The organism is Psychrobacter sp. P2G3, assembly GCF_001593285.1.
In the GTDB taxonomy this organism is placed as follows: Bacteria; Pseudomonadota; Gammaproteobacteria; order Pseudomonadales; family Moraxellaceae; genus Psychrobacter.
In genome coordinates, this window is record NZ_CP012529.1 from 1,312,734 (window position 1) to 1,333,807 (window position 21,074).

The following is a 21,074-nucleotide window of genomic DNA, read 5'->3' on the forward strand; positions in this document are numbered from 1 at the left end:
ATAAAACAAGGATGTTTATGAGTACCTTAAAAAAACACAATACAGCTATTTTAGGTGCCGCTTTTTTGATGGCAACCTCAGCAGTAGGACCAGGGTTTTTGACACAAACCGCCACTTTTACCGAAAGCTTGATGGCAAGCTTTGGTTTTGTTATTTTAATCTCTATCGTCATGGATATTGGCGTCCAGCTTAACGTTTGGCGAGTAGTAGCCGTATCCAAAAAGCGTGCGCAGGAAATTGCTAATTTAGTGTTTCCTGGAGTGGGCTATTTGCTCGCTTTCCTGATTATTGCTGGAGGCTTAGCATTTAACATTGGTAATATTGGCGGCGCTGGTCTTGGTATGCAGTCGATGTTCAATATCTCGCCCATTACTGGCGCACTGATCAGTGGGGTAATCGCTGTTGCTATATTTCTAGGCCGCGAAACCGGGCCTATCATGGATAAGTTCACTCAGCTAATGGGCTTTATTTTAATTGTGTTAATTATCTATGTAATGTTTAAGTCTGATCCACCATTAGCCGAAGCAGTTACCAAAACCATCATGCCTGATAAGATTGATGCCGTCGCTATTGTGACTTTAGTAGGCGGAACGGTTGGTGGTTATATTACTTTTTCCGGTGCGCATCGATTGTTAGAAGCAGGCGTAAGCGGGGAAGAAAACCTAGACTCGGTGACCAGAAGCTCGGTCTCTGGTATTTTGATTGCCTCTGTTATTCGCGTCTTTTTATTCCTTGCCGTCTTGGGCGTGGTCTCCAAAGGTATTGCGTTAGATCCAACCAATCCAGCTATGTCGCCTTTTCAGTATATCCTAGGCAATACTGGTAAAGTTGTTTTTGGTATGGTGATTTGGGCGGCCTCAGTTACCTCTGTTATTGGCGCTGCGTATACTTCCGTATCTTTTATGACCAATTTTCATCCATTTATTGAGAGACACAAGCGCTATTTTATTATTGGTTTTATTGTCATCTCGACATTCGTCTTTGCCACTATCGGCAAGCCAGCTCAAGTACTCGTATTAGTTGGGACGTTAAATGGCTTAGTACTACCTATCGCTATGGTGATTATACTTATTGCCGCTTATAGAAAAAATATCGTTGGCAATTACAAGCACCCTATTTGGATCGCTGTCTTTGGTTGGATAATTGCCATTGCGATGAGTATCCTAAGTGTGATGACTATCGCTCAATATCTCGGCATCAGTTAAGGAGTTTATTATGGATATAGAACAAGTGGCACGGGTGGTTAAACTCGTTGAAAGCAGCCAATTATATAAAGTAACGATTGAAAATAACGGGCAGTCAGTTACAGTAGTGAATAACGTAAACCAGCATGAGATGGCCAGCCCTGTAAAATCAAAGACTATTCAAAATGGCGCAGATAGAAATAGTGTAGACATCGACAGTGCTCTATCGCAGGTGCGCGCGACTCATGTTGGTCAGGTTTATTTAAGTAAAGATGGCGCAACAGATCGTTTAGTTAGCAAAGGTGACCACATCGAAAAAGGTCAAACGATTTGCTTTATTGAGGAATTGTCTCGTTTGCTACCTGTGGTCAGTGACAAAGCAGGGGTTGTGAGCGATATATTGGTTGAGAATGGGCAAATTGTTGAATATGGGCAGCCTATTTTAGCTTTGGAAGTGTAAAAAAATTAAAGTGAGAAAATAGTCCTTATTAAGGCTATTTTTTATATTTGGCTTAACTCTTTTTGTTAGGCTGCTTGATAGGAAGTATTCTAAGTTATGTAGTACATTTTGAGCTAGGTGATTAAAATCTCTTAAGTTTAAATGTGTGGATTTGACAGTAAGGATCCATCACGGAGGCAGGTAGTATTATGTATAGTTGATATACATAAGTGTCATAGTTTTTACCCTGTTAGTTTTATAAGGTGGATGACGGATTTATCAATAGTATCTAAAACAGGGATGTATGACATCATGGAAAACGAAACGATATCAGATGTAAAAGGAGTGGTAACCCAACAAGAATGGGATATGCGAGTCAACCTTGCCGCTTGCTATCGACTGATTGCCTTATATGGTTGGGATGATTTGGTCTTCACACACATCTCAGCGCGAGTGCCAGATACCGAGGATGAGTTTTTAATCAACCCTTATGGTTTATTATTTGAAGAGATTACTGCCTCAAACCTTGTCAAAGTGAATCAAGCTGGCGAAAAGATATTATCATCAGCCTACGATATCAATCCAGCAGGATTCACCATTCATAGTGCGGTACATGATGCTCGCGCCGATGCTCACTGTGTCATTCATCTACATACCAGTGATGGGGTCGCCGTCTCTACTCAAGTGCAGGGCTTACTGCCTATTTCTCAGCAATCATTATTTCCGTTATCTAACTTGGCCTATCATGATTATGAAGGGATAGCACTAAACCCTGCAGAAAAAGTGCGACTAGTCGATGACCTTGGCGATGCCAACTTTATGATTTTGCGTAATCATGGCCTGCTAACTTGTGCGAGCACCGTTGCCGATGCGTTTTTATTCATGTATATCATGCAAAGAGCGTGCGAAGTACAAATCAAAGCCCAAAGCGGCGGCAGCGAGTTGACACATATACCACCGCAAATACTAGCTGGTATTCAAGCGGCATCAAAAGCAGTCACTAAAGAGGCTAATGGTGATATCGCTTGGCCCGCGTTATTAAGGAAACTACGCCGTACCGATCCATCATTTGAGGAGTAATGATGGATGATCACTCTGAATGAATGGCAGCAGCAGGGACAGCTTGAATCTATCAATGGTCAGCAAATCTTTACTCGACAGGGTGGGGATAAAAGTGCGCCGGTATTATTATTGATTCACGGCTATCCTAGTGCGAGCTGGGATTGGGAAGGGATGTGGGAGGCTCTGACTGATTGTTATTATGTTATCACCCTCGATATGTTGGGCTTTGGTTTATCGGCTAAGCCCAAAAATGCACGCTATCTTATTACTGAGCAAGCAGATATTTTTCAGAGTTATTTAAATAAGCTAAAGGTCAGTAACTATCATATTTTGGCTCATGATTATGGCGATACAGTCGCTCAAGAGCTGCTGGCAAGACAGGTCGACAGCAATGACGGTAGTGGTAGTCACGAGCCGCGTATTGCTAGTGTCTGTTTTCTAAATGGTGGCTTATTTCCTGAAACTCATAAACCCATATTAATCCAAAAATTATTACTATCACCACTAGGGTCTTTAGTAGCTAAACTCATTAATAAGCAGAAGTTCGCGGACAATTTACAGCGAATCTTTGGGCCAGCAACCCCGCCAACTCAAGAGGTAGTTGATACGCTATGGCAGCTATTAAACTATAATAATGGTCTAGCAGTGATGCATAAATTGATAGATTATATCCCTCAGCGCAAGCAGCATCGTGAACGCTGGGTAGGAGCTATTATCAATAGTGATGTTCCGGTAAAATTAATCGACGGCGCTAAAGATCCCATCTCAGGTCAGCATATGATCGATCGTTATCGTGAATTAATTCCCAATGCCAATGTGACTGAAATGCCAGATCTAGGCCACTATCCACAGATTGAGGATGCTGATGCTATTACTGCTGCGTATCTACAATTTAGAGAGCATATTAGCTAAAGAGTTATATAAAAAAAGGGTGCAGAATATAATGAGATGGTATGTAAGACTAAGTTTTGAAGAGAGGTATAATGGCGTCAAATTATAAAGATAATATTGGATATTGTTTATAGTATATTTTCTAGAATTTAAGCAATAAAAACAATAATAGTCTTCAATAGATTGGCTCAGATTAGGCTTGTTATGCATGTTGATTTGGCGCAATATACAATTTGACTTGTATCATAATTCATTATTCATTGCTCAGTAAGGTATGGGCTATAGACCCCACCTCTGTTTTTAGTGTCAATCAGGGCGACAAGGCATTACTTATATTTTGTAGCTATTACTCTATTTATCACTCTAATCAAACTATAAACATAGTTACTTCTAATGGGTTATCTTATAAATTATTATGATATCGAATCCATTTACTCGCCTTATCAATGTTTGGATTGCTATTCTTGTTATAGTATTACATGGTGTTACTGTATGGGCTATGGTATCTATGGATAGTCCTGAACGTCCTATGATAAATGCTCCCGAGCCTAAGACAATTCAATTAGAGTTAATAACATTATCAGCACTATCCAACGAAAAACCTGACGTAAGACCAAAACTCAAGTCCGTTTCTCAACCTCAAAAATCATTGCCACCAGTACAAGAAGTAACTGAGCAAACTGAAAACATCAAACTTACCAAATCTGCCAAGCTAGCACCAATATTAGAATCTGAACCAAAAGCAAAACCTATAGAACCTAAACCAAAAGCAGAACTATCAAATTCAGTAGAAGACTCTGTAATAGCTACAGAAGAACCTCAGTTAAATCAAGAGACCAAGGATTCTTCATCAGAGCAAAAACTAGTAATAACAGAATCAAGAAAAATATCGAATGCCACAGATGAGATAGAGTCAGATCTATCCGCGATGATTCTGGCCGTGACAAAACAGTTCAATCGCGAACAAGCTATGCAGCAGCAAGCCGTTCAGAGTCAGTCTAATAGGAAACGTATCGAACAAGATAAATTACAGCTGCAAGCTGTTAATGATGCCGTCGCCAAAGTGTTAGCAGCAGACCAAGCGAACGAAAAAAAACCTGAACAACCAGCTCTAGAGGATAAGATTGATGAGAGTAGTGAAGTAGTACCGTTTTTGGAAGAGCAAGCCAATTGGCTTGACGAATACCAACCTAATACAAGCCTTCCGCTGATAGTATGGCGCAATACTACTGCCCGATCGGGTGATATCTTTAATGTATTATTGGAGCTATATGTCGATAAAAATGGTCACATTACTGAGGTGCAACTACTCCAGTCATCCGGTAATGTAATCATCGATGCGGTAGCAATGATCCAAATAAGAGAAGGACAGTTCAATCCATTTCAAAAAAACGGTCTGCCAGTAAATGCTACTGTACCTATGCAATTAAGTTATGAGATGCCTTAGCAATAAAGAATATTCTGCTTTAGACATTTTTATAAATGGCTCTTTTTAGTTGAGATAATTAAGCTCTAACACTTAAGCTCTACATGGATGAGTTTGTAGGCTTAATAATTAGTAGAGCCTATAAGTTTTAGAACAAGATTAAAATGCCCTCTGAAAGAACCACCATAATGCAATCAAGATACTGACCACTGAACCTGCATAAAATATGATCGTTTTATAAAAACGCGTATGCCGTAGTAATAGCGCTATCGGAAATACTAAAGCGATAAATACGAGTTGCCCTAGCTCTATTCCTATATTGAAACTCAGCAATGCTAGTACGCGCTCGCTAGTGGCTAGTGGCAAATCTACAAGTACATTAGCAAAGCCAAAACCGTGAATCAGTCCAAAAACGAATGCCAGATAGACGGCGCGTACGCGTAGCAGGGGCACTAAATTGTTTAATGCTGCGAACGCTATGGATAGAGCGATTAAGGATTCAATAAAGCGGGCAGGTATACTGACGATCTGAAGCGCCGCTAAACTCAAGGTAATTGAATGCGCTAACGTGAATGAAGTTGCAATCCAAAAGACTTCAAGTAGCGCTGCTTGCGGTTTAGTAACGGCGATCAATGCTTTTTGCTTACGTAAGTAAACTGCAGGGATAAGCAGTACAAATAAGAATAATAAATGATCCCAACCAATCAGCAGGTGATGTATGCCACTTTTCAAAAAGTTTGTTGCCGTAGACAGCCATCCAGATTCAGCCCCCGAACCTAAGGGGTTTTCTCCTACAGCCAGCACTTGAAGAGGTGTCTCATCACTAGCCCCTGTTAGAATCAAGCGGTGATTGGCATCGATACCTGCTAAGATTTGATAGTCAAGATTATCGATTGAGGTCGCACAGTTTATCTCAAAGTCTGTGTACAGGTAATTAAACCCACCGCGTGTATTAATAGCCAATGGTGCAAAGCTTGTCATGTCACAGACTTGAGCACCAGCTTCTAACTTTACTTGGGATTCGATTAGCTGCTTTATGAGTGGCGTTTGCGATTTTACCTCTATCCAACTTACTTTATGATCTTGGTTTGAATCTATATCTACTAGCAAAGCAAGGTCGCGTAGTGACAACTCATATTTAGCATTATAATTAATATTTGCTGCGGCTTTGGAATTGCTCGTTTGAAGGTTCAAGTAAGCTGTACTAGATTCGTGCGCCTGTAGTGCCGTGCAAGTCATCGCTAGTAAAAGCAGCGTCAAGTAACGATAGCTATGACTCCAAATGCGTCTGCTAAGTGCGCTCATAAAGGCTTATCCTTGCTTGAAGTTTGCATGCCTGAGGGTGGGCAGTTCAAACAGTCACTAATTTTACCCAAACGTAGATCGCGTTCAAGTGCTGGATATTCAAACTGAGTGTCTTTTATGAATTGGCGTATAACTTCAATGTCTTTTTGGCTGCCAGCTTGGATAGCTGCTTTTGTATAAATCTCAATATCAGCTGTTTCGCGTTGCTGTTGCCAGTTGTTTCGAGCCAACTGTAGTGCCGAGTCGATTTGATTAGCAAGCATGGCGTAAGTAGCTTGTTCACGCATATGTGCATTTTCTTTGCGTATTTGCCATACCTCAATACGTTCTTCCATGAGCGCTAAGTTTTGTTTAGATTTAGGGTCACGCAGTTTGATTTGAGCCGTGATGAGTCGCAACAACAACGCATCTTTATCAGTATGAGTTTTAAGCAGTTGAATTACTTCTTGATACTCTCCGTTACTCAATAACCAGTCAGCGCGAGCCATGAGTGCAGGTACAGTTTGAGCATCTATAACGCTAAAAACTTCATCAGCAAGAGAGGTATCTTGGCTTCTTAATGCCGCGTCCGCTTGAATGAGATATATCCAGCGTGCTGTAGATGCATCAAGTTGAGGTGCAATAGCAGCTAGCTCATTTAGAGTTTGTTTTGCCTGTGTGATCTGACCAGTCATGCTCTGTATTTGAGCCTCGCATGCTGCACGGTAGACACTGAGTGATGAATCATTAAGCTTTTTGCAGTAACCCATGGCTTCCTCAAACTGACCTTGAACAACTAACAGAGAGGAGAGAGTCAAAAGGGCATCTGGATTAGCAGTATCTTTACTTAGTATCTGTTTTAACAATTCTTTTGCTTCAGAGAACTTATGATCTGATTGTAAAGCCCGCGCTCGTAGCATGAGTGTCTCTATGCTTTGATCTGTTGTTTGATCAAGTTGCGCTCTTGCTTGGCCTAGTGCGCGTGGGTCGCCTTGCAAGTAAGCACGTTCTAATAGCTGGCTAGTCTGTTCAGGATCATTTGTATTTTTGCTAGACGAAAAATCGTCTGAGCTGAGATAGCGTGCAGGCGGTGAATCTGAAGGTAAGGTTTCAAGAATCTGTTGGTCATCTTTAGGAATAAAAGGGGTGGCATAAAGTAATTGGCTGCTTATGATTAATAAACATAGTAATCCGATAAGTTGCTTAATCCATTGCATAAATTCTGTCCGTTCAAAACATAAAGAAACACCTGAACAGTAGCCTGATCAGGTGCTCGATTTACCTCATATCAGACTACAATGAGGCGTTGGCGCCCGTCACAGCGACAGGTTCTGCCAAGTTGGCTTCGGGAAGTATAATCCGATCGATGTCTTGCGGCTCATCGGTGTTTACATCTCTACTGACGTCAATTACGGTAGATGTCCTGCTAACCGCCAATTTTGCCTTAGCTTGATCTATCGCTACTTTGCTATCAGTCCGATCCTGTGAGTTAGAGTTGTTATTATCGTTAAAGCAACCAGAAAGAGCGGCCGATCCGGTGACTAATACTGCTAAAAGTACATAGCGCATCGTATTTCTCCTTGAGTTAGATTCAACTTATCGGCTACCTGGATTAGGGGTGGTTAGATAAGGAAAGACTGAGTCAAACTCGGTAGCGGGTTTAAGTGCACCATCAGTAAATAGAGCTTTTCCGGCCCTGGCATCAGCAGGGACACAGGTAACATCTGCTGGTAAGCCCGCGTGACATAATGCACCCATAGATACTCTTAAGGCAATATCGGTTACATCATCTCCAGGTCTTCTGCCATTCGGAAACCCTGCAACATCTTTGCTATTGGCACTAGGTCGACCATCGTTTTGACCAGGAATGATACTAATGACACCTAAGTCGTTTTGATTAGCAGCTGCTACTGCAGGTGTGCTGGTATTCAAACGCAACATATCCGCTGGTACAACTTTGGCAGGTTTATTGATAGTCGGAACACCTGTCAAAAAGGCAGTGACTAAATCTTGACGTGGAAAATTAGTTGGCGCTGGTGCTTGTGGGTACAAAGTCTGAATCAACGCAGGAAGCGTAGGATAAAAGACATAAGGCGCAAATTTAGCCACGTCATCTTTTGGTTCTGAGGCATTAAATTTGTCTTTGTCCTTAAGACCGATTACAACTTCGTTGACCAGTGGCATACCGAGTCTTGAAACCTGAGTCCATGCACCGCCTTTTTTTGCTGTGGTACTAATACCAGATTCAGGAGAAGGATTTACTAAAGTCGCCTGACGGACACTAGCGGTCGTCCAAGCTCCAATTACTGGATCGTTACCAGCTGAGTTGACTAAGCACGCTTTAGGAACTTCCAACGCAATTGAGGTAATGTTTTTACCTGCCAACACGTTCGTACCGGCATTACGTGCACCCAATGGGTTTAGGTTAATCAGATCAAACACCTTACCTAAATCGATAGCAAAGCTTTCAGCACGTTGACCGACGAACACTTTACCTTGCCCACAGCTACCCATGTTCAAAGTTTTGATAAAGCCTTTTGCATACGTTGGGTAGTCTGCAAAAGATTTAGTACCGATATAGTCAAACGGCTTGTTAAAATTCCCCAGCGAAGTACGCGAGCCGCTGCGGCGATCGCCTTTAACCATCGTCACTTCGTAACTCTCGCTAGTTTGTACATTAGCGGGGTTTGAAGCATCACCAGCATTAGACAAAGGAATCGCAACGTTTGGCGTTGATGGGTTACTGTCTGAGTCAATTTCAATGCTATTTAACTTTTGGTTAAAGTCAAACTGGAATGTGAGATCTTCGACCGCATCGCCATTGTTGTCGATATGAATCTCATACAGTGCATCGGCGTCTAGGGCGAAGTAATTGGGTCCGCCGTAAGCGTCTTGAAGTGGTAAGTAGTTAGCAATAATCGTGACATAATCTGCACGATTATTCTCATAACTATTAAACATATAAAAGTCAGTGGCATCGACTTTAGGAGTTTTAGTGATAGAAGGGGCTTCACGGTGGCTAGATGCCACAGCGCTTGCGCTAATGCACAATGCCATCGCTGCTATTAGAGCCTTAGTAGTATGTTTCATACGAAATCCTTGTAGAGAAACTTGAGGGGTACTGGCTGCTAAAATAACTTAGTATTACGTATAATTTATAAGTAACTTAAACTAAACTATTCTTACGACAAATTAAACTAAACTATACGTATAAGCAAGATTTTAGTTAGGAGGGTGTGTACAAGATAATTAAGAATAACAGCCGAAAAAACACTCGTTACATTGTAATTTGTTCATCATAATCCAAAAATATATGCTCTTTACGATCTATAGATTTCTCAGAAATTAATAATAAAAAATTTTCTGATCCTATAAAAATTAAGGGATGGTAGATTTTTACAGATAGTAGAGTTTAATCAACACTTTAATTTTAATAATAAGTCCAATATAAATAATTCGTTATTAATGAAACGTTTAGCACCTTCTATACTGTTGTCTAAAGTGAATTTTATTCAAATATTTTTATATAACATGAAAAATTAAACCGATGATAAGCGCTAATTCATCATTAATTTGTTCTCAGTTTTGATTGAAAGCGGTAAGGATGTACACAGGTACTATCATTAACCGTCTAGTAGATTAATAACAGTATGGAGTAATAGGTATTGTTCTTTTATTAGATCTTAACAAGTTGATAGGTAGAAATTACTGAAGGATTGATCTTTCAGAAATATCACATGTAAATTGATGAGCTATGCTGTCAAATCCGTAAATATTAACTTAGGAGATTTTGATTAAGCAGCCTGACGATAAGAGTCAAACCACATTTGTCTTGGCACTTTATAGCTTAGAACCTTTTGGACCCTAGTACCACTGCGAGCATAGCCCTCATTTTGCGTTGGGGCAAAGCAATGCCTCGCTTTATCCCTCCTCATTTAATATCTCTCGTTCCTCTTCAGCTATTTTTAATTGCGGTTTAAGTTACTTGATTCCTTCAAGAGCTGCCATAACTTCAGTATAATGTGGTTCTATACTATATCTCTGGATTTTCTTAGTCATGGTAAACTACTCGTCGAGTGGTCAGTTTACCAGGTTCATCTTTACGATTTTTTCAGCATGGCTCAATCTCTAAGTGATTAAAAATTACTTATTTAATTAAGCAAACACAATAAAGCAGCCATTTCATTAACTTTGTACTACCATACGCCTTTAATAAGAAGAGTTTATTATGCCAAACCAACGTCCGTTGTATATTCCCTTTGCAGGTCCTGCACTGTTAGAAACCCCTTTACTAAATAAGGGTAGCGCTTTTTCATCAGAAGAACGTGACAGCTTTAATTTAACAGGTTTATTACCTCACAACATTGAGACGATTGAAGAACAATCATTACGTGCTTATCATCAACTTCGCTCATTTACTAGTGATATGGATAAGCATATTTACTTGCGTAATATACAAGATACCAATGAAACCTTATTTCATCATTTGATTGAGCAGCATATTGAGGAAGTTATGCCGCTCATATATACACCAACGGTTGGGCAAGCTTGCGAAAAATTCTCACAAATTTATCGCCGTAAACGTGGTTTGTTTATCTCTTATCCTGAGCGCCATAAAATCGATGACATGCTGCAAAATGCCACCAAACAAAAAGTAAAAGTGATTGTTGTCACTGATGGTGAACGTATCTTGGGCTTAGGAGATCAAGGCATTGGAGGAATGGGCATTCCAATTGGCAAACTGTCGTTATATACGGCCTGTGGTGGTATTAGCCCGGCATATTGTCTACCAATTTTGTTAGACGTAGGTACTAACAATCAACAGTTACTTGACGACCCTATGTACATGGGTTGGAGAAATCCACGCATCTCTGGTGATGAATATAATGAATTTGTAGACTTATTTATTCAAGCGGTTAAACGTCGTTGGCCAGAGGTATTATTACAATTTGAAGATTTTGCTCAGGAAAATGCGACACCATTACTGAATAAATATCGTGATCAGCTATGTTGCTTCAATGATGATATTCAAGGGACCGCTGCTGTTTCAGTCGGTACATTGATTGCAGCGTGCTTGAATAAAGGTCAGAAACTTAGTCAACAAAAAATAGCATTCTTAGGTGCAGGATCGGCAGGTTGCGGTATCGCCGAACACATTATTCGCCAAATGCAGCGTGAAGGATTAACGGAAGAACAAGCCCGCAGCCAAGTATTTATGGTTGACCGTTATGGCCTGCTCACTGATAGCATGACAGAGCTACAAAAATTCCAAGAACCGTTGGTACAAAAAGAATCAGATATTGAAAGTTGGGATAAAAGTAAGAAACTCGGTTTAGCGCAAGTGGTTAAACAAGCAAAAATAACGGTATTATTCGGTGTAAGTGGACAAAAAGGTTTGTTTACCCAAGAGGTGATCGAAACGTTATGTGCTAATACTGAACATCCAATTGTATTACCGCTTTCAAACCCAACGTCTCGTGTTGAAGCAACACCGCAAGAAGTCACTAATTGGAGCAAAGGTAAGGCAATTGTTGCAACCGGTAGTCCTTTTCCTCATACAACTTTTGAAGGTCAGACTTTCGAGGTCTCACAGTGTAATAACAGCTATATTTTCCCCGGTATTGGCCTAGGTGTTTTAGCATCGCGTGCGACGGGCATCAGCGATAATATGTTAATGGCTGCAAGCCAAGCATTGGCAGATATATCAATGGAATATGAAAAAGCACCAGGTGCAGTATTACCTCCAATTAAAGTCATTAGAGAGATCAGTGAAAAAATAGCCTATGCAGTCGCACGACAAGCGATTGAAGATAAGTTAGCATTACCTGTCACGGCAGAAAACCTAGAACGTCGATTAAAAGCTAATTTTTGGTTACCTAAATACCGTAACTATCGTCGTACCTCTTTCTAGCGGTTAAAAAGTAACTGCTAGAAAGCACATAAAAGAAGTACCTATAAAAAAGCCGAATGTTATTGAAAATAGCATTCGGTTTTTTAGTACTTATATTAGTATTAATCTTTAGATAATAAAAAACCCTTACAAGCCAATGACTGTAAGGGTTTGAATTTGGTGGGCCCAGTAGGACTTGAACCTACGACCAAAGGATTATGAGTCCTCTGCTCTAACCAACTGAGCTATGGGCCCTAACGTTAGACGCACAATGATACCTGATTTTTTTAATTTTTCAAGTAAAAGATAACAACTAAACGATATTATTTAGCTATCGTCACTTGCTTACTAAATATTACCACCAGCTAGGGTCAAACTACGACCACCATCTACGTTAATAATCTCTCCTGTGACATAGCTGGCCTTTGCCAAATACAACACGCTTTGGGCAATATCATCTGGCGTACCAATCCGCTGCATAGGAATAGAGTCGATGATACTGTGCTGCTGTGTGTCATCAAGTGCTTGGTCGCTATCGGCATCAGGCAATACGTTTACTCCAGGTGCAACGCCATTAACGCGAACATAAGGCGCCATATCTAGCGCAAGAGACTGTACCATCATCCGGTGTGCTGCCTTTGCCATATTATAGACAGTGTAGTGCTTAAACGGCTTATTATGAGCGTGAATATCAAGTAAGCTAATGATGCATCCATGCTGCTTTTGTAAGTAAGGTAAAAAAGCTTGGCTAAGTAATAATGGCGCTTTGGCATTGGTCAAAAACAGCTCATCCCATTGGTTATTGTTAATATCACTGAGCGGAGTAGGATAAAACCTTGATGCGTTATGTACTAGCACATCAAGCTGTCCAAAATTATCTATAACGGATTGGACGAACTGAGTTAATAAACTGCCATCGTTGACAACTGCTAAATCTGCAACGATAACTGCAGCGCTATTGTTACGGATTGTATTAAGCTGAGCTGCTAGAGCTTTTGCTTCTTGCTCACTACGATGACAATGAATAATGACACGATAGCCTTGATGATGCGCTGCCCGAATAATAGCTGCACCAATACGCTTGGCGCTACCAGTAACGAGCATTACGGGGCCACCATCATCAGATCTTACTGTAGATTCAACTGTCATAAAATAAAGTTTCCATCATCTAATCGTATTTCGTTTAATCAAAACGGTTGTGAGCTATGATTATTAGATTGCTCTATAGTAACCAAATGCGCAACACGTGCCTCATTTAATGCTCTGCCAATTGCAGCGCCTTTAATATCTGGAGCAATGGCTTCCATACCGATGGCATGAAAGCTGTTTAATGCGAGCATCATTTGGCGGTGCTGACAGGCTAACTGCAATACGTGACTGGTTACCAATAGCTGTGAGAGCTTATTAGGTTCTTTGTGGGCGCTACAGGCTTGGATAAGGTCGATTTTCTCAGCTGCAGTCAAGCCATCTATGGTGTTCAGTTTGCTGGCTTGTTGAATGAATAGGGTTGCAAACTGAGTGGGTGCTTTAGGTACTTTGGCGCTGTTACCTATAGAAGTAATGGCTTTTAGAGCAGCTTTTTTCTCATCATCCGTAACACTAATATTTAGATGAGATGATGGAGTTTTAGGGTCAGGTTTGGAATCGAATAACGATAGATTAAGGCTAGCCATCAATAGCGCCCAACGCTGGGATAAGTTCAATTGCATTTGACCAGCAAAGTACAGCGCCGTCTGCACTGTTTCTCGTATATGTACATTGCTCCAAGCATGATGCAATGGCGCAAAGTACTCAGCTAAAGCACCGATTGCATACAGCTGCTCCCAATAAACCTGAGGAGAGCTCTGCATCGTTGCACGGCTTGATTCTTGCCAAATGCGTTCAGCACTTAAATGCGCAAGCTCACCTGAATCGACCAATTGGTGCATGAGTGTGATGGTTTCCTCAGCAACCTGAAAGCCTAAGCTGTAATAACGTCCATAAAAGCGCGCGACTCGCAGCACCCGTAGTGGATCTTCGCTAAAAGCCTCCGATATATGACGTAAGGTCTTGCTTTGGATATCATCGAGTCCTCCGTGATAATCGATCACTGCACCTGTGAGAGGCGTGTCGTCGGTTAAACTGGTGACTTCAATTGCCATCGCATTGATAGTTAAGTCGCGGCGCTGCAAGTCTTCCTCTAAGCTGACATCAGGGCTGGCATGCACACTAAAACCTTGATAGCCATGACCAAGTTTGCGCTCAGTACGTGCTAATGCATACTCTTCCTGAGTAGTTGGATGCAGAAATACCGGAAAGTCTGCACCTACTTGCTGAAAGCCCGCTGCTAGCATCTCATCGACAGTTGTACCAACCACCACAAAGTCTTTATCTATAATAGGACGACCTAACAGCTGATCACGAACTGCACCACCGACGAGATAGACTTGCATTGGAGCCTCTTTTATTTGCTAGATAAATTTTAATAACATGAATTTTGACAATGTTTTTATTGGATCAAAAAAAACCAGTCAATACCATTTATTACAACGGCATTGACTGGTTTTAGTATAGCAGACTGCTACTAATGATGATTAATAGTAGTAAGCCGGCTTTAGCGATATCATTACAGTTATCGACCGTTTTCTAAGTCTTGAGCTTCGGTTACAGCAAGGGCTGTCATATTTACCACACGGCGAGCAGTCACTGATGGAGTCAGGATATGTACAGGCTTGTTAGCACCTAACAAGATAGGACCAATAGAAGCACTGCTTGTTGCTGTTTTGAGCAAGTTAAAGGCAATATTTGCTGCATCAAGCGTTGGCAAGATGAGCAAGTTGGCAGCGCCTTTTAGAGGGCTTGATGGCATATCTTCTAAGCGGATATGCTCGTTAAGAGCGGCATCACCTTGCATCTCACCATCAAAGTCAAAATCTACATTCATCTCATTCAGTAGCTCATAAACTTTGCGCATTTTAACAGCACTGGCACGATTAGAGGTACCGAAGTTTGAATGTGAAACTAAAGCAACACGAGGTGTAATACCGAAACGGCGTAATTGATCAGCAGCCAACACTGTCATTTCAGCTAATTGATCGGCAGTAGGATCTTCATGGATATAAGTATCAGCAATAAAGATATTGCGGTCTTGCATTAAGACAGCATTCATCGCATAAAAGTCTTTAACGCCTTCTTTTTTACCGATAACGTTTTGAACATACTCTAAATGCAGTTGATAGTGGCTAAACGTACCACAAATCATACCTTCAGCATCACCATTTTCAACTAACAATGAGCCAATTAAAGTGGTTTTGCGACGGACATCGCGACGTGCAAGCTCGATACTAACACCGCGGCGTTTGTTCTTCTCGTAATAGCCCTGCCAGTAGTCTTTATAGCGCGGATCATCATCTTGGTTGATAATAGTCATGTTTACGCCATCTTGTAGACGTAAGCCAAGCCTTTTGATATTGGCTTCGATCACTGAAGGACGTCCGACCAAGATAGGTTTTGCCAGCTTCTCATCAACGACGACCTGTACGGCAAGAAGGACATTATTGTCTTCACCTTCACAGTAAACGATACGTTTTGGATCTGATTTGGCGCGAGAGAAGATAGGCTTCATTACAAACGCTGAGTTATAAACAAACTCAGATAAGCGCTGACGGTAAGCATCAAGATCATCAATCGGTAGAGTCGCAACACCTGAGTCCATAGCAGCTTTGGCTACTGCAGAGGCAATCTCAATGATTAAGTTTGGCTCTAGCGGTCCTGGAATGAGGTATTCACGACCGAAGCTTCTCATGCTTTCGATGTCTCTGACGTTTTTAGTTGGTGTCGCTTCGACATGTGCCATCGCTGCAATTGCACGTACGCAAGCGATTTTCATCTCTTCGTTAACAGTCGTTGCACCTACATCTAATGCACCGCGGAAGATATAAGGGAAGCATAACGCGTTGTTAACTTGGTTTGGATAATCTGAGCGTCCGGTTGCCATGATGACATCTGGACGTACTGAATGCGCCAATTCTGGCATAATTTCAGGCGTTGGGTTGGCTAGAGCAAAGATAATAGGGTCTTTGGCCATACGGCGAACCATATCGGTGCTCAAGATACCAGGCATTGACAAGCCTATGAACATGTCCACATTGTCCATCACATCATCAATGCTACTGGCATCGGTGTCACGAGCATAACGTTGTTTTGACTCGTCAAGGTTTTCGCGACTAGTGGTAATAATTCCGCGTGAGTCAGAGACAAATATATTGTTCTGATCCACACCAAGTGCACAGATAATGTCTAAGCAAGAGATTGCTGCAGCACCAGCGCCTGAACAGACAATTTTGATCTCTTCAACCTTTTTGCCAGTCAGAATTAATGCGTTAAGCATGGCAGCCGCAACAATAATTGAAGTACCGTGTTGATCATCATGGAAGACCGGAATTTTCATACGCTTGCGCAATTCGCGCTCGATTTTAAAACATTCAGGCGCTTTAATGTCTTCTAGGTTGATACCACCAAACGTTGGCTCAAGAGAGGCCACTGCTTCGATAAATTTATCAGGATCATTTTGATCAATTTCAATATCGAAAACATCAATACCAGCGAATTTTTTGAATAATACCCCTTTACCTTCCATCACTGGTTTTGAAGCCAATGGACCGATATTACCTAAACCCAGTACAGCAGTACCGTTGGTAATAACACCAACCAAATTGCTACGTGCAGTATATCTAGCGGCTGCTGTTGGGTCTTTTTGAATTTCAAGGCAAGGAACTGCAACACCTGGCGAATAGGCCAAAGCTAGGTCGCGCTGATTAGCGAGCTGCTTGATAGGAGTTACCGAAATTTTACCAGGTCTTGGAAATTCATGATAATGCAAAGCAGCTTGTTCGAACTGCTCTTGATCTGTATTGGGATTATCCATATTCAAATTGGTATCGTCATTCATAATAATGGCCATTGTTGGAATAAATTGAAATAAAACAAAGTGTGATAAACAAAATAAGTTAACGCTTGACCCTAAAAAAATCGTTGAATATGAGCTCCAGCAATTACTAGATTGAGGAACTACTAACAAATTATTAAAAGGCGATGCACAGTCGAAAGAGCGTTAATCTGTGATTAGATGGCATCGTAAAATAGAAAGCTAGTAAACATAGCTATTCTAGCATTATTGACAATTAGCTGCCTAGGGCGTGCCCTCAATCTGAACGAACGAACTTTTAATGGGCTAAAAATGGCTATATTTTCGTCAATCTTTGAAAATTCCTAGACAATATGTTCATATTCTCTGCAAAACTTCCTTTGATTGACAAAAATCTATCTCATTTTTATCACCATTATCAAAATGAGGACACGCCCTAGTCAACCATAGCGAAATGCATAACTTATATAATAAATTGATAACGAACATTTAGCCAGTTGATAGTGATAAATAAAGTAAAATTTACAATATATATGCAAGATTGTGACTATTGTTTTTCAAAACCAGTTTGGTTGTTGATTATTAACCAAACTGGCTATGATTATTGGCTTTAAATTTATCAAAAAAATATGATTGTTTATGACGAACAGCTAATTGGCATTTGCGGCGCATGAGGCGCAGGGGGACTGCTATCAAGTGCTGTCGCGATATCCTGTACAGTATAAGGGCTGGCGAGCAGGTCATATAACCGCGCTACCTCCTCAAACTGGCCTTGTTCAGCAGCAGTAATAGCCCGCTGAGCCATACTATTACGTAATACATAAACTGGATTAGTCGTTTGCATCTCGTTGATAACTTGCGCAATAGGTAGCGCTTGCACATGCTCTAAGTAGCGCGCTGACCAGTCTTGCCAAACTTTTAATGCCTCACCTTGCAATTCATGAGTCAAGGTAGCTAATAATTGCTTTTCATAAGGGCAATCTTCTGGAGATACTAAACCTAAGAGCGCACGGAAGCTGTTGGTATAATCAAGTAAGTTGTCCTCTAACAAGGTTAGCCATTCGAAAGCCAAAGTTAAGCTTTCTTTTTGATGCGCTAAGCCTAACTTGCGGCATAATCCTTGTTGATAGTGCTGCATAAAGGTGGCTTCATAAGGTGCTAAGCAATCTGATAAGGCCTCACGCGTCACTCCTTCTAATCGCATAAAGTGTGGCAACCAGATGTTGAGGTTCCAATGTCCAATAGCGGGCTGGTTTTGATAGGCGTAGCGTCCGGTATGGTCAGAGTGATTGTTAATCCAAGCAGGATCAAAACGTTCCATAAAGCCAAATGGACCAAAGTCTAAGGTACTACCAGTGATGGATAAGTTATCAGTATTCATCACCCCGTGAGCAAAACCAATCAGCTGCCAGTCAGCTATCATACGTGCGGTACGCTCAACGACGGCTTGCAAAAATGCTAGCACTGGCGTTTCGCTATCACGGCATTTTGGATAATAAGTATCAATCATATAATCGGTAAATTCACCGAGCAAATCAGGGGCAAAGCTTGCAATCCATTCTATGTGACCTAAGCGAATATGACTATCCGCTACCCGCATCAAGGCAGCACCTGCTTCCATACGTTCGCGGCGTACAGGCGTATCGGATACGACAAAGCCCAGCGCATTAGAGGAGGGGATACTGAGCTGGTTGAGGGCATGACCACATAAATACTCACGAATAGTACTGCGTAAGACTGCACGTCCATCACCCATCCGCGAATAAGGTGTCAGACCAGAGCCTTTAAGGTGCAAGTCTTGCAATTGGTTATCATTGTCTAGTACTTGTGCCACGAGCAAGCCGCGTCCATCACCCAATTGACCTGCCCATTGTCCAAACTGATGACCTGCGTAGGCCATTGCCAAAGGCTGAAACTGAGCAGGTACATACCGACCCCCGAGAATCTCAACCCAGCGTGCCATTAAATCTTTGTCATCTATCCAACCAAGCTGCTCTGCCACTTGGGTATTAAAATGCCCAGCACGCGGATTTTCTAGCGCTGTTGGTGGCTGCTTATGATATAAACGTGGGTCTAAATTGACATAGGTATTTTGATAGCGCATACGTGCTTTTCCTATTGATACTGACTAAATATGAATAATAACGACGATATAAAAAACAATGAATCTACTATAACATAGCCCTAGTGCTACACCTGTGCACTCTGTCCATGTCTTGTAATTTATCTTGAATTAATCACTGTTATAGAATGGCAAATTACTTTGATGATTTGCAATTGTAGCTTTTGCTTAAAATCCAATTTCCAATACAATATTTGACTCGCTGTACTCATATTGAATAAGTCTATATTGGCTAAGCTTATATCAAATATTGATAAAAATTCACAAAAAAATCCCCCTATCTTTTGCAGAGAGGGGGATGAGGTAGCATTATCATGAATACGCTAATTAATAATTAGCTAGCCAATTTTAGGCGGCTTTTTTATTATATCCAATCGAGCGAAAGGCAATCTTCAAGTTGTCATTATGCTCATGGATTTTCTGTTCAATCTTAGCATACTCAAGTTTGAGCTTGTCATCGACTTCATGCAAGCGATCTGCAAATTCAGTCTTTTTCATCTCAACGGCTTTGGCCTTTAGTGCCTGCCATTCTTCTACAGTTTGCGTAAAGGCATCGTATTCAAACTTGATGCGATCTTGGAAGCTTTGCATGACATGCGGAATATCAATGCCGCTTGCACTTACTGTATCGATCTGCTGTTGAGCTTGTTTAAACTGCATTTGAACTTCAGCGTGCTTAATTGTCGTATCATCAACTGTACGAAGCTCAGTCGTCAGACCAAATTTAGATAAGCCAGCAATCAACCATTTAGTAGGGTCATACTGCCACCATTTCACACCGTTACGATAATCGTATTGGAAGAAGTGATGATAGTTGTGATAACCCTCACCCCACGTAAAGATAGCTAAAATGAAGTTATCACGAGCAGTGTTGGTATCAGTATAAGGACGCGAACCAAACATATGGCATAACGAGTTGATAAAGAAAGTAAAGTGATGAGTCAATACTAAGCGTAGCAAACCTGCTAGTACTAAAGTCCCCCAAACATCACCCAATAACCAACCAACAGCTGCTACTAAACCGACGTTCGTCGCTAGCACCCAAAGACCATAATATTTATGCTGAATTTGAAGTACTTTATCTTTGGTCAAATCTGGAATGTTTTTGTAGTCAAACTTACCGCTTGGATAGTTACGTAGCATCCAACCGATATGACTAAACCAAAAACCACGCTTAGGTGAGTACGGATCTTCCATACGGTCATCAACATGGCGATGATGGCTACGGTGACCAGAAACCCAATCAAATGCAGAACCCTGTACTGCCAATGTCGAACCAAGCAATAAGAAATTTTTGACTACTGGATGTGCTTTATAGGCACGATGCGAGAGTAGACGATGATAACCTGCAGTGATACTGATACCTGTCCATACCATAAAGGCACCAAACACCCCCCAAACAGGTGCACTGACTTGATGGGTAAACAAGTACCATGGAGTAATGATAGCAGCAGCAATAGGCGTTGCTACTAGTATGGTCGCCGGTATCCAGTTGATTGGCGCCTTTTTAAACTCAAGTTCACGTAAATCGATGGTTTGGTCATTCATGGAGACATCGCTTTGCTCAGCAACGTTTGAATAGTTGCGTTTAGCGGTAGGTTGCTCATCGAGCGCAGCTTTTGCTTTAGCATTATCAAACCAAGTCTTAAAACGCGTCACCTGCGTGGTTGCGTTATCCAAAATGCTGTCACCAGATTTGATAGCGAAACGTAAGCCTTTAAGCGGTAAGCCCATTGCTTTTTTTGCAATCATATAATATTCCTAGCGGTATTAGTTTCAGCCCCTATATTAACCTAAAAAGAGACGAAAGTGAACGGTTATGCACTAGAAAAATCTTAATAAATAACAATAACTTGTATGAGTTATTAGA

At 41.2% G+C, this 21,074-nt stretch carries 15 protein-coding genes and 1 tRNA gene; 6 read left to right on the forward strand and 10 right to left on the reverse strand.

From position 1 onward, the window contains the following. Window positions 1–17 precede the first annotated feature (17 nt). The 5 genes from AK823_RS05525 (at window position 18) to AK823_RS05545 (ending at window position 5,023) form a co-directional block, all read left to right on the forward strand. Window positions 18–1,205, forward strand: a complete 1,188-nt coding sequence (locus AK823_RS05525) for an NRAMP family divalent metal transporter (protein WP_068327094.1) — start codon at window positions 18–20, stop codon at window positions 1,203–1,205. Between the two features lie 10 nt (window positions 1,206–1,215). Beyond that, window positions 1,216–1,644, forward strand: a complete 429-nt coding sequence (locus AK823_RS05530) for a biotin/lipoyl-containing protein (protein ID WP_068327097.1) — start codon at window positions 1,216–1,218, stop codon at window positions 1,642–1,644. 291 nt (window positions 1,645–1,935) lie between these two features. Then, window positions 1,936–2,703, forward strand: a complete 768-nt coding sequence (locus AK823_RS05535; protein ID WP_082785646.1) for a class II aldolase/adducin family protein — start codon at window positions 1,936–1,938, stop codon at window positions 2,701–2,703. A gap of 6 nt (window positions 2,704–2,709) precedes the next feature. Beyond that, on the forward strand, window positions 2,710–3,597 hold the full coding sequence (locus tag AK823_RS05540; RefSeq protein ID WP_068327100.1) for an alpha/beta hydrolase: 888 nt from the start codon (window positions 2,710–2,712) through the stop codon (window positions 3,595–3,597). A gap of 487 nt (window positions 3,598–4,084) precedes the next feature. After that, a complete protein-coding gene (locus AK823_RS05545) occupies window positions 4,085–5,023 on the forward strand; it encodes a TonB family protein (RefSeq protein WP_068327102.1) in 939 nt (312 codons plus the stop codon). Window positions 5,024–5,161: 138 nt separating this feature from the next. Here AK823_RS05545 and AK823_RS05550 read toward each other — a convergent pair whose 3' ends face one another. The 4 genes from AK823_RS05550 to AK823_RS05565 form a co-directional block, all read right to left on the reverse strand. Beyond that, window positions 5,162–6,307, reverse strand: a complete 1,146-nt coding sequence (locus tag AK823_RS05550) for a HupE/UreJ family protein (RefSeq protein WP_068327105.1) — start codon at window positions 6,305–6,307, stop codon at window positions 5,162–5,164. After that, entirely contained in the window at window positions 6,304–7,503 is a 1,200-nt protein-coding gene (locus tag AK823_RS05555; protein WP_068327107.1) for a tetratricopeptide repeat protein, read from the reverse strand. Before AK823_RS05555 ends, AK823_RS05550 begins: the two co-directional genes overlap by 4 nt. A 76-nt stretch (window positions 7,504–7,579) precedes the next feature. After that, a complete protein-coding gene (locus tag AK823_RS05560; protein WP_068035280.1) occupies window positions 7,580–7,855 on the reverse strand; it encodes a hypothetical protein in 276 nt (91 codons plus the stop codon). A 27-nt stretch (window positions 7,856–7,882) separates the two neighbouring features. Then, window positions 7,883–9,376: a DUF4331 domain-containing protein gene (locus AK823_RS05565; RefSeq protein ID WP_068327110.1), complete on the reverse strand. Its 1,494-nt coding sequence runs from the start codon at window positions 9,374–9,376 to the stop codon at window positions 7,883–7,885. Between the two features lie 1,138 nt (window positions 9,377–10,514). Between AK823_RS05565 and AK823_RS05570 the strand changes: the two genes are divergently transcribed. Continuing rightward, a complete protein-coding gene (locus AK823_RS05570; protein WP_068035282.1) occupies window positions 10,515–12,197 on the forward strand; it encodes an NAD-dependent malic enzyme in 1,683 nt (560 codons plus the stop codon). A 157-nt stretch (window positions 12,198–12,354) separates the two neighbouring features. Here AK823_RS05570 and AK823_RS05575 read toward each other — a convergent pair. The 6 genes from AK823_RS05575 to AK823_RS05600 all read right to left on the reverse strand — a co-directional run bounded on the left by AK823_RS05575 (window position 12,355) and on the right by AK823_RS05600 (window position 20,752). Beyond that, window positions 12,355–12,431 (reverse strand) — tRNA-Ile (locus tag AK823_RS05575). A 93-nt stretch (window positions 12,432–12,524) separates the two neighbouring features. Beyond that, window positions 12,525–13,325, reverse strand: coding sequence for a pteridine reductase (locus AK823_RS05580; protein WP_082785648.1), 801 nt, complete (start codon window positions 13,323–13,325; stop codon window positions 12,525–12,527). 38 nt (window positions 13,326–13,363) lie between these two features. Continuing rightward, entirely contained in the window at window positions 13,364–14,608 is a 1,245-nt protein-coding gene (locus tag AK823_RS05585; protein ID WP_068327113.1) for a tRNA nucleotidyltransferase, read from the reverse strand. Window positions 14,609–14,787: 179 nt separating this feature from the next. After that, a complete protein-coding gene (locus AK823_RS05590; protein ID WP_068327116.1) occupies window positions 14,788–17,106 on the reverse strand; it encodes an NADP-dependent malic enzyme in 2,319 nt (772 codons plus the stop codon). Window positions 17,107–17,719: 613 nt separating this feature from the next. Beyond that, the gene (locus tag AK823_RS05595; RefSeq protein ID WP_068327119.1) at window positions 17,720–19,186 is read right to left on the reverse strand and encodes a YdiU family protein; all 1,467 of its coding nucleotides are present in this window, start codon (window positions 19,184–19,186) and stop codon (window positions 17,720–17,722) included. A gap of 366 nt (window positions 19,187–19,552) precedes the next feature. Beyond that, on the reverse strand, window positions 19,553–20,752 hold the full coding sequence (locus tag AK823_RS05600; RefSeq protein WP_203226524.1) for a fatty acid desaturase: 1,200 nt from the start codon (window positions 20,750–20,752) through the stop codon (window positions 19,553–19,555). Window positions 20,753–21,074: the final 322 nt, after the last annotated feature.